This window comes from Kitasatospora sp. NPDC001539 (genome assembly GCF_040298565.1).
GTDB lineage: Bacteria > Actinomycetota > Actinomycetes > Streptomycetales > Streptomycetaceae > Kitasatospora.
Genome location: NZ_JBEPAK010000268.1, coordinates 1 through 9,127 on the forward strand (window position 1 = coordinate 1; position 9,127 = coordinate 9,127).

The 9,127-nt window shown below is 74.3% G+C and carries 10 protein-coding genes; 4 read left to right on the forward strand and 6 right to left on the reverse strand.

Annotated features, from left to right (window positions below):
- Positions 1-243 precede the first annotated feature (243 nt).
- Entirely contained in the window at positions 244-1,902 is a 1,659-nt protein-coding gene (locus ABT247_RS28605; RefSeq protein ID WP_350748004.1) for a protein kinase domain-containing protein, read from the forward strand.
- A 29-nt stretch (positions 1,903-1,931) separates the two neighbouring features.
- Positions 1,932-2,306: a VOC family protein gene (locus ABT247_RS28610; RefSeq protein ID WP_350748007.1), complete on the forward strand. Its 375-nt coding sequence runs from the start codon at positions 1,932-1,934 to the stop codon at positions 2,304-2,306.
- A gap of 84 nt (positions 2,307-2,390) precedes the next feature.
- Here ABT247_RS28610 and ABT247_RS28615 read toward each other — a convergent pair whose 3' ends face one another.
- The 5 genes from ABT247_RS28615 to ABT247_RS28635 all read right to left on the reverse strand — a co-directional run bounded on the left by ABT247_RS28615 (position 2,391) and on the right by ABT247_RS28635 (position 7,545).
- Positions 2,391-2,912 carry a potassium channel family protein gene (locus tag ABT247_RS28615; protein WP_350748009.1) on the reverse strand — a complete coding sequence of 174 codons (522 nt, stop codon included), beginning with the start codon at positions 2,910-2,912 and terminating at the stop codon, positions 2,391-2,393.
- Between the two features lie 169 nt (positions 2,913-3,081).
- Entirely contained in the window at positions 3,082-4,296 is a 1,215-nt protein-coding gene (locus ABT247_RS28620; protein WP_350748012.1) for an IS30 family transposase, read from the reverse strand.
- A gap of 81 nt (positions 4,297-4,377) precedes the next feature.
- Positions 4,378-4,650, reverse strand: a complete 273-nt coding sequence (gene tatA, locus ABT247_RS28625) for a Sec-independent protein translocase subunit TatA (RefSeq protein ID WP_350748015.1) — start codon at positions 4,648-4,650, stop codon at positions 4,378-4,380.
- Between the two features lie 231 nt (positions 4,651-4,881).
- A complete protein-coding gene (locus ABT247_RS28630; protein ID WP_350748018.1) occupies positions 4,882-5,517 on the reverse strand; it encodes a class I SAM-dependent DNA methyltransferase in 636 nt (211 codons plus the stop codon).
- Between the two features lie 471 nt (positions 5,518-5,988).
- Positions 5,989-7,545: an MFS transporter gene (locus ABT247_RS28635; protein ID WP_350748020.1), complete on the reverse strand. Its 1,557-nt coding sequence runs from the start codon at positions 7,543-7,545 to the stop codon at positions 5,989-5,991.
- Between the two features lie 110 nt (positions 7,546-7,655).
- On the opposite strand from ABT247_RS28635, the gene ABT247_RS28640 reads away from it, so the two are divergent.
- A complete protein-coding gene (locus ABT247_RS28640; protein ID WP_350748023.1) occupies positions 7,656-8,246 on the forward strand; it encodes a TetR/AcrR family transcriptional regulator in 591 nt (196 codons plus the stop codon).
- Between the two features lie 48 nt (positions 8,247-8,294).
- Here the strand turns inward: ABT247_RS28640 and ABT247_RS28645 are convergent, their stop codons facing one another.
- Positions 8,295-8,612, reverse strand: a complete 318-nt coding sequence (locus ABT247_RS28645) for a cupin domain-containing protein (RefSeq protein ID WP_350748026.1) — start codon at positions 8,610-8,612, stop codon at positions 8,295-8,297.
- Between the two features lie 116 nt (positions 8,613-8,728).
- Between ABT247_RS28645 and ABT247_RS28650 the strand changes: the two genes are divergently transcribed.
- The gene (locus tag ABT247_RS28650; RefSeq protein WP_350748029.1) at positions 8,729-8,992 is read left to right on the forward strand and encodes a hypothetical protein; all 264 of its coding nucleotides are present in this window, start codon (positions 8,729-8,731) and stop codon (positions 8,990-8,992) included.
- Positions 8,993-9,127 lie beyond the last annotated feature (135 nt).

Below are 9,127 nucleotides of genomic sequence, written 5' to 3' on the forward strand. Positions count from 1 at the left end.
GGCCCGTCCGGCCCGCACCCGTGCGGCCCCCCCGCCGCCTGTCGGGGCGGCCCGCACCCCCGCGCCGGCGGCCGGGGGACCGCTGCCCGGTCCCCCGTCCGCCCCCGGCGCCCCACCCCGCACCGCCCGGCCCCGCACCCGCCCCACCCCGCCCCGGCGCCCCCCGCCCCGCCCCACGGCTATCGTGCACAGGTGCACCCGGCGCCCCGGACCCCCGGCCGCCGCACACGAGGGGAGCTGCAGGTGATCGGACGGGCGCTGAACGGGCGTTACGAACTGGTCGGGATACTCGGCGTCGGCGGCATGGCCACCGTCTGGCGCGGCGTCGACCACGTGCTGGGCCGTCAGGTGGCCGTCAAGGTCCTCAACGGAGGCCTCGCCGACGACCCCCGCTTCGCCGAGCGCTTCAGCCGGGAGGCGCAGCACGCCGCGATGCTGGTGCACCCGAGGATCGTCATGGTCTTCGACTCCGGCGTGGACCAGGGCACCCCGTTCATCGTCATGGAGCTGGTCCAGGGCCGCTCGCTGGCCGCCGTCCTGGCCGATCAGCCGCAGCTGCCGGTGGAACGCGCGGTCGGCATCGCGGCGGCCGTCTGCGAGGCGCTGGTGGTCGCGCACGGCGCCGGGCTGGTGCACCGGGACATCAAGCCCGGGAACATCATGATCACCGACGACGGCGGGGTGAAGGTCGTCGACTTCGGCATCGCCCGCGCCGGGTCCTCCGGCAACCTGACCCAGACCGCGAGCGTGCTCGGCACGGCTGCCTACCTGTCCCCCGAGCAGGCCACCGCCTCCGCCCTGGACGGCCGTACGGACCTCTACGCCGTCGGCTGCGTGCTGACCGAGATGCTCACCGGCGAGACCCCGTTCACCGCCGAGACCCCGGTGGCGATCGCCTTCAAGCACGTCAGCGAGCAGGCTCTGCCCCCGTCCGTACGGCGCCCCGGCCTGCCGCCGGCCCTGGACGCGGCCGTGCTGCGCCTGCTCGCCAAGGACCCGGCGGACCGCCCGGCCGACGCCGCCGCGGCGCGCGCCGAGCTGCTGGCCACCGTGCCGGGCCTGGCGGTCGGAGACCCGACGGCGGAGCTCCTCGCCGCCTCCGCCTCCTCCGCCACCCAGCTGCTCCCGCCGGTCACCGCGGCCCCCGACCACCCGCACGCGAACCCGGACCAGCAGCACACCACCCTCCTCCCACCCCAGTCGCCCCGCCCCGCTCCCGCCGCCACCTCCGTGATGGCTCCCGTCCCGCCCGGCCCGACCACCCCCGGCCCGACCACCCTCGGCCCGACCGCCCCCGGCCCCGCCGCCGCGTACCCGTCCTCCGGCCACGCCTCCTCCGCCCCCGCCCGGAACCGCCGTAGGAAGCCCCTGGTCATCGGCGCCCTCGGCATCGCCGGGCTGGCGGGGATCACCGCTCTGGCCGTCGCCGCCTTCGACGAGCCGGCCGGCAACGCCGCCGCTCCCAAGGCCCCGCCCGCCGCCACCGCCTCCAAGGCGGCCACCTCGCCCACCGCCGCGTCGACCGCCGGTGCCGCGTCGACGGCGGCTCCCGGCTCGACGGCGCCCACCACTTCCGCGCCGCCGAACGCCTCCCCGGCCGTACCCCGCAACCAGCCCGCGGAACTGCAGCTCCAGTCCTTCCGCCAGGCGGTCGCCCAGGCGCAGATCACCAAGGAGCGGGACCGCCAGGCGGAGCTGCTGCGGATCCTCGACGGGGCCGCTGCCAGCCTGAACGAGGGCAACCCGGACGAGGCCGCCCAGCAGCTCAGGGGCGCCCAGAAGGTGATCAAGGACATGGGGAAGAGGCACGCCGTCGACGCCCCCACCTACGCCAACTGGAACGCCCGCCTCTCCGCCCTGTTCGCGACCCTCCACGCCGCCGCGAACCTCCAGGACGACTGAGCCCGCTGACGTTGCGCCAGAATGGGCTCATGCTGACGATCGGTTCCCTCGTCCTCGGTGTCTCCGACATGACGCGCGCCGTCGCCTTCTGGACGGCCGCCCTGGGCCTCGTCCCGCGCGGCGGGGTGGTGGAGGAGCGCTGGACGGTCCTGGTGCCCGCGGAGGGCGGCGGCGGGGTGCAACTGGCCCTCGGTCTCAGCGAGTCGCCCGTCCAGTCGCACCCGCGGGTCCACCTGGACCTCTACGCCGAGGACGCCGCCGACCAGGCCGCCGAGGTCGAGCGCCTGGTCGCCCTGGGCGCCGAACGGGTCGACTGGGACCGCTACCCCGAGGACCCGGACTTCGTGGTCCTCGCCGACCCCGAGGGCAACCGCTTCTGCGTGATCGACGCCGGTCGCTCCTGACGCGTTGTCCACAGCCTGTGGACAACGCCGGCCGCGCCTCCGGCCCGGACACCGGCGCCCTGCCACCGGCCCCTGCCCCCGGGCTCACGGTTTCCGCCGCACCCGGCTCTCCACGCCCGCCCGGATCGTCCGGGACAGCGTCCCGGCCGCGGCCGCGAGGAAGACGAAGTTGTAGCCGATCTGCAGGATCACCACCAGCCGCGGCGCCTGCCCGGCCGGCGTGATGTCGCCGTAGCCGACGGTGGCCAGAGTGACGACGGTGAAGTAGAGCGCGTCGAGCCGGGTGTCCATCCCCGCGAACTCGCCGGGCCGGGCGGCGAGCACGTAGTAGGCGGCGGAGAAGACGGTCATCGCCAGGAAGATCAGGAAGGCCAGCCAGGCGACCGGCCGCCTCGCCCGCCCCTGCAGCACGGCCGTGATCTTCGCCAGCAGCAGCCAGCTCAACCCGGTGAGCGCGGCCCCGAACACCAGCCAGCTGAGCACCGGCCGCTGCTGGCCGAGGAGGCGCAGCGGCAGCGTGAAGTAGGCGACCATCAGGACGGTGCAGGCGCCCAGCAGCCAGACGGCGGCGGCCGGGGTGGCGTGCGGCGGCGGGTTCTCGGACATCTCGCCCAGCTTGCCGCCGCGGCGCCCCGGGCGCCCGTCGGCGCCCCCGAACGGGTCAGGCCGCCCGCCCCCGGGCGGTCAGCCCCTCGGTACGGACGGCCCCGGGCACGCGCAGAGCCCCCGACGGGAGGGCGGTTTCCAGGGGTCGTTGCAACACGTGGTTAGTTGATCAAGCCGCGATCAGTTTATGCAGGCGCTCGGCTGGGGTTTCCCAGCCGAGCGTTTTGCGTGGGCGGCCGTTGAGTTCGGCGGCGACCACCACGAGGTGTTCGGGGCCGTGGACGGACAGGTCGGTGCCCTTCGGGAAGTACTGCCGCAGCAGGCCGTTCGTGTTCTCGTTCGAGCCGCGCTGCCAGGGACTGGCCGGGTCGCAGAAGTAGACCGGGACACCGGTGGCGACCGTGAAGGAGCCGTGCGCGGCCATCTCCGCGCCCTGGTCCCAGGTCAGCGAGCGCACCAGGTGGCCGGGCAGCGTCTGGACGGTCTCCACGAGGGCATCGCGCACGTGCTCGGCGGTGCGGCCGTTCGGCAGGTGCAAGAGCATCACGTAGCGGGTGTGGCGCTCGACCAGCGTGCCGATCGCGGAGGCGCCGTCCTTGCCGATGATCAGGTCGCCCTCCCAGTGGCCGGGCACCGCCCGATCCTCGGCCTCGGCCGGGCGTTCGCTGATCATGACCATCGGGGTGGCGAAGCGCGGCTGGCGCTGCTGGGCCTGGCGTCGTGGCTTGCGGCGGGCGCGCCCGCTCCGCAGGGCGCCGGCCAGTTCCCGGCGGAGTTCTCCGCGGCCTTGGACGTAGAGGGCCTGGTAGACCGTCTCGTGGACCACGTGCATCTCCGGCCGCTCGGGGAAGGTTCTGCGTAGAGCGTCGCAGATCTGCTCCGGGCTCCACTTCTTGTCCAGGCGGTGCTGGATGAAGTCCCGTAGTTCGGGGTTCTCGCTGATCTTGCCGGGTTTGGGACGGGGCCGGCGGGCGTCGGCCCGGGCCTGGGCCGCGTGCGGGCGGTAGGCGCCGCTGCCGGGGTGATGGTTGCGCTTGATCTCGCGGCTGATGGTGGAGGGGCTGCGGCCCAGCTCGGCGGCGATCGTGCGGATGCTCGCGCCCTCCCGCAGCCGGTCGGCTATGTGGAGGCGATCCTCCTCCCGCAGGTAGCGCGACGGGCCGCAAGCCGGTGCCTCCACGTGAATGGGAGGCACCGGCTTGCGGCCGTTGGGCGGCGAATGCCACCCGTTACGCCATCGCTTGCCGGTCCGCCGGTTGATACCGACGATCCGACAGGCTTCCCTGCTGCTGTAGCCCTGCTGCATGAGCTGGAAGTATGCCTCCCGCTCACGCGTCAGACGCTGCCCCTTCTTATGCCGGTCTTCCCGGATCTCGAAGTCCATCGCACCCCTTGAACTGGGGTGTTGCAACGACCGCTAGAACCCAAGGAGATCCGTCGGGGGCTCTGCGGGACGTCGGACGACTCAGGCGGTCGTCTCGGGACGCTTCGCGTCGGTCGACTCGGTGGCCTTCGTCACGTTGGTCGGCGTGACGGCCGGACGGTCGGCAGTGCTCTGCGCGGTGCCGGCCTCCGTCGACGGGTCGTCCTCCCGCATCGCCTTGGTCTCCGCCTTCAGAATGCGCATCGACTTGCCGAGGCCGCGGGCCATCTCCGGCAGCTTCTTCGACCCGAACAGCAGGATGACGACCGCCAGCACCACGAAGATGTGCCAGGGCTCAAGACCGTTCCGCAGCATCCCTGGCCACCGGTCCCTTCTTGTCTAGAGTCACGGAGGGCGCTAGCGCCCATGCTCGCCAGTATGCCTGGCCCTGACGGCGAACGGATACACCGGCCGGGAAACGCTGGCCGAAAACCAGGTGCCACCGGGGCGGAGCGGAGGTGCTGGTCCTGCGTGCCCCGGTGGGCGGCGTCCCGCCCCGACTCGCCCCGGGACCCGGCCCCGTCTCGCCCCGAGACCGGCCCCGTCTCACCCCGACCGCCGCGCCAGCAGGTACCCGCGCCGGGTGGGCGCCTCCTCGGGCAGGCCCTCCCGCTCCAGCCGCGCCTCGATCCCGAACCCGGCCTCGACGAGGCGGTCGGCGACGGCGTCGGTCTCCAGGAAGTGGAAGTCCACGTCGACCCGGTGGCCCCACCACTCCTCCATCCGCCGCACCTCGTCGCCCAGGTGGAAGGAGACCAGCAGCACCCCGCCGGGCCGCAGCACCCGCCGCATCTCGACGAAGGCGGGCAGGAGTTCCTCCGCCTCCAGGTGGATCACCGAGTAGAGCGCCACCGCGGCCGCGAACTCCCCGTCGGCGGCGGGCAGCGCCAGCAGGTCGCCGACCCGGAACTCGGCCTTCGGCTGCTCCCGCCGGGCCAGCTCGACCATCCGCGGCGACAGGTCGACCCCCACCACGGAGGCCCCCTGCCCGGTCAGCCACCCCGTCACGTGCCCAGGCCCGCAGCCCAGGTCGGCGATCAGCCCGCCGGCCGCCTCCTCCACGACGGCCCCGAGCAGGGCCCGGTCCACCACCTTGTACGCCAACTCACCCCCGATCCGCCCCAGGTACTCCTCCGCCACCGCGTCGTAACTCCCGCGCACCCGCCCGTGACCGGTCACCATGCCCCCACCCTGGCACGGCCCTCCCGACCCGGACCACCCCCCGGGAGCCTCACCCCGGCCGCGGCCCGCCCCCGTTCCGGTGCCGAGCGCCGGCCCGAGCGCCGCCCGGAGGGATGGACGACCGGTTCGTCCGGGCCATGAGGGCTCGGAGCGGTCCGTCTCCCGGGAGGAGATGGCAGCGGTGCTCCGGGACCACCACGGCTGACCGCGATGGGGGCGTCACACGGTTCGGGCCCGCCCGCACGGGGGCTCCCCGAGCTGCCCCGTCCGGATGCGGTACGGACCCTCCACCGCCTCACCGGGCTTTCAGCCTGCCCCGGACGACGGCGACACGTCGATGCTCGACGTCGAGCGGAACCCGGGCGGGCGGGAACGGCGGAGAGCCCCCGCCTGGGCGGGGGCTCTCGATGACGCGCGGGGATCGGGGCCGTCCGGCCCGTCGGCGGGGAGCCGTCCGGGCCCGGCGGCCGGTCAGACGGTCACGGCCTCGGCCTCGGGGGCCGCGGCCGCCTGGGTGGCCGGCAGGTGGCGGAGGAGCCGGTAGGCGAGCAGCGCGGCGCCGAGGGCGGTGACCAGGCCGACGACGGCGGCGACGTGGAGGCCGTCGGTGAAGGCGGTGCGGGCGGTCTCCAGGAGGTCGCCGCCCAGCCGTCCGGGCAGGTGGGCCGCGACGGAGACGGCGCCGCCGAGGGTGTCCCGGGCCGCGCCGGCGGCCTGGCCGTCCACGCCCGCCGGGAGGGCGCCGTCCAGCTGGTGGCGGTAGACGGCGGCGCCCGCCGCGCCGAGCAGGGCGATGCCGAGCGAGCTGCCGAGTTCGACGGCGGTCTCGGAGGTGGCCGAGGCGGCGCCGGCCTGCTCGGCCGGGGCGGCGGAGACCACCATCTCGGCGGTCATCGTCATGGTCCCGACCGTTCCGGCGGCCAGGACGCCGGCCGCGGTGAGGATGAGCGCGAGGGGGGAGTGCGCGCCGACCCGGGTCATCATCGCGAAGCCCGTCGCACCGACCAGGAAGCCGCCGCCCATCAGCACCGCCGGACGGACCTTGCCGGCCAGCGCCGCCCCGAGCCCGACGGCCGCGCCGACGCCGACGCTCGGCACCAGCGACCAGAGCGAGGCGGTGAACGGGCTCATGCCCTTGACCAGTTGCAGGTACTGCGAGGTGAAGAGGGCGAAGCCCATCATGGCGAACATCGCGACGGTGTTGACGCTGATCGCCCCGCTGAAGGTGCGGATCCGGAACAGGCCGAGGTCGATCAGCGGGCTGGCGGCGGTGCGCTGGCGCCACACGAACGCGCCCGCCAGCAGCAGCCCGGCGGCGACGGCGAGGGCGGGCGGCATGCTCCAGCCGTCCACGGCGAGGGTCTTGATCCCGTAGACCAGCGGCAGGATCGCGGCCAGCGACAGCGCGGCGCCGGGCAGGTCGAAGCGGCCGGTGGGGGCGGTGGTGCGGTACTCGGGCAGCAGGACGGGGGCGGCCAGCAGGAGCAGGACCATCACCGGGACGGCGACCAGGAAGGCCGAGCCCCACCAGAAGTGGTCGAGCAGCAGCCCGCCGACGACCGGGCCGAGGGTCGCCCCGGCGGTGAGCACGCCGCCCCAGGCACCGAGGGCGGCCTGCCGCTGCTTGGGGTCGTGGAAGGTGTTGCGGATCAGCGCGAGGGTCGAGGGCATCACGGTGGCCCCGGCGGCACCGAGCACGGCGCGCGCGGCGATCAGCTGTTCGGCGCTGCCGGACCAGGCGGCGAGGAGCGAGGCGCCGGCGAAGCCGGCCGCGCCGATCATCAGCAGTCGGCGGCGGCCGATCCGGTCGCCCAGCGCGCCCATGGTGATGAGCAGCCCGGCCAGCAGGAACGAGTACATGTCCATGATCCACAGCTGTTGGGTGCCGCTCGGCGCCAGCGTGGTGGAGATGTAGGGGACGGCGAAGAACAGCACGCCCATGTCCATGGAGAGCACGAGGGTCGGGAGCAGGAGGACGGCCAGGCCGATCCATTCGCGACGGCCTGCGCGGCCGGTGGTTGCGGTCATGGGAGAGACGGTACGGACGTGTCAGACGCTTGTCTAGTACATATGTGTAAAACGATTGTCCGATACGTTCGTGCAAGACATCTGTGCAGGCGTTCCGTAGGATCACTGGCATGGGAAACCGCGAAGACCTGATGGCCGGCGCCAAGCGCTGCCTGTACGAGAAGGGCTACGGGCGCACCACCGCCCGGGACATCGCCACCGCCTCGGGCGTCAGCCTGGCCGCCATCGGCTACCACTTCGGCTCCAAGGACGCCCTGCTGAACGCCGCGATGATCGAGGCGATCGGTGACCTGGGAGCGAGCCTGGGCGCGGTGGTCGCCGCCGCCAACCGGAGCTCCGACGACCCGGAGGAGCGCTTCGCCGCGGCCTGGGAGGGGCTCAAGGGCGTCTTCGTCGAGCACCGGGGCCTCTGGGCGGCGCAGTTCGAGGCGCTCGCCCAGGCCGGTCAGGAGCCCGAACTCGCGCAGGCCTTCGCGGAGGCGCAGAAGGACGGCCGGCTCGGCCTCGCAGCCCTGTTCCAGGGGGTGCCCGAGGTGCCGGACACCGAGGAGGAGCTCGCCCGCGGCACCTTCTACCAGATCCTGCTGGCCGGATACGCCGCCCAGTGGCTCGCCGCGCCCGAACTGGTCCCCAGCGGCCGGGAGTTCCTCCGCGGGCTCCGGCTGGTCAGCGGCAGCGTGCTGGGCACCGCCGCCCCCTGACGGCCGGTGCCGCTCCCGGCCGGGCGCCACGCGCCGTGGCGGCCGCCGTCACGCCGTGACGGCCGTCAGCAGCACCACCGAGTCGACGTGGGCGAGCAGCCCGTGCCGCTCCTGCGGGACGGGCTCCAGCTCCCCGACGGACAACTCCGTCCGCCGCCCCGCGATGGTCAGCGACACCCGGCCGCGCAACACCTGGACGCTGCCGGCGGTGGGCGGTGTGTGCTCGTCCAGCGCGGTGCCGGCCGTCATCGCGATCACCGTCTGCCGCAGCACGCCGTCGTGCAGCACCAGATGGGCGCTGCGTCCGTGCGGGCTCTCGGCCGCCAGGGCGGCGTGCTCCGCGGTGAGCTGTTCGAGATCGGGCATCGCTCCTCCTCGCCTGTGCCCAGGGTCGCGGACGCGCTCCCGAACCGCACCCGGAGGGCCCGCGATGGCGCACCCGAGGTGCACCCGCCGCCGACTGCCCCCATCGTGGAGGCATGGTGACCAACCGGAGAATCCTCAGCGAGGTACGGGTCAACCGCTCGATGCTGGCCGGCGGCATGGTGCTCACCGCCATCGGCTCGGTGCTCGGCGCGGCCGGGGCGGCGATGGTGTGCGCGGCGCTGCTCACCGCCGGCCGCAAGTGGGTGCGCAGCCTGGAGACCCCGCCGGCCGCACTCGCCCAGCGGGCCCTGCGTGATGTCAAGACGGCCTCCGCAGCGGGCTGGGAGGCCTGGCGTGCGGAGCACAGCTCACCCAACTGAGCACGGCTCACCCGTCCGAGCACCGCTCACCCAACTGAGCGCGGCTCGCCCGTCCGAGCACCGCTCACCGTGCGCACGGCCCCACGGGTCGCGGCCGCCCCGGCGAGCCGGGTCGGGTCGAACTCGCCGGGGCCG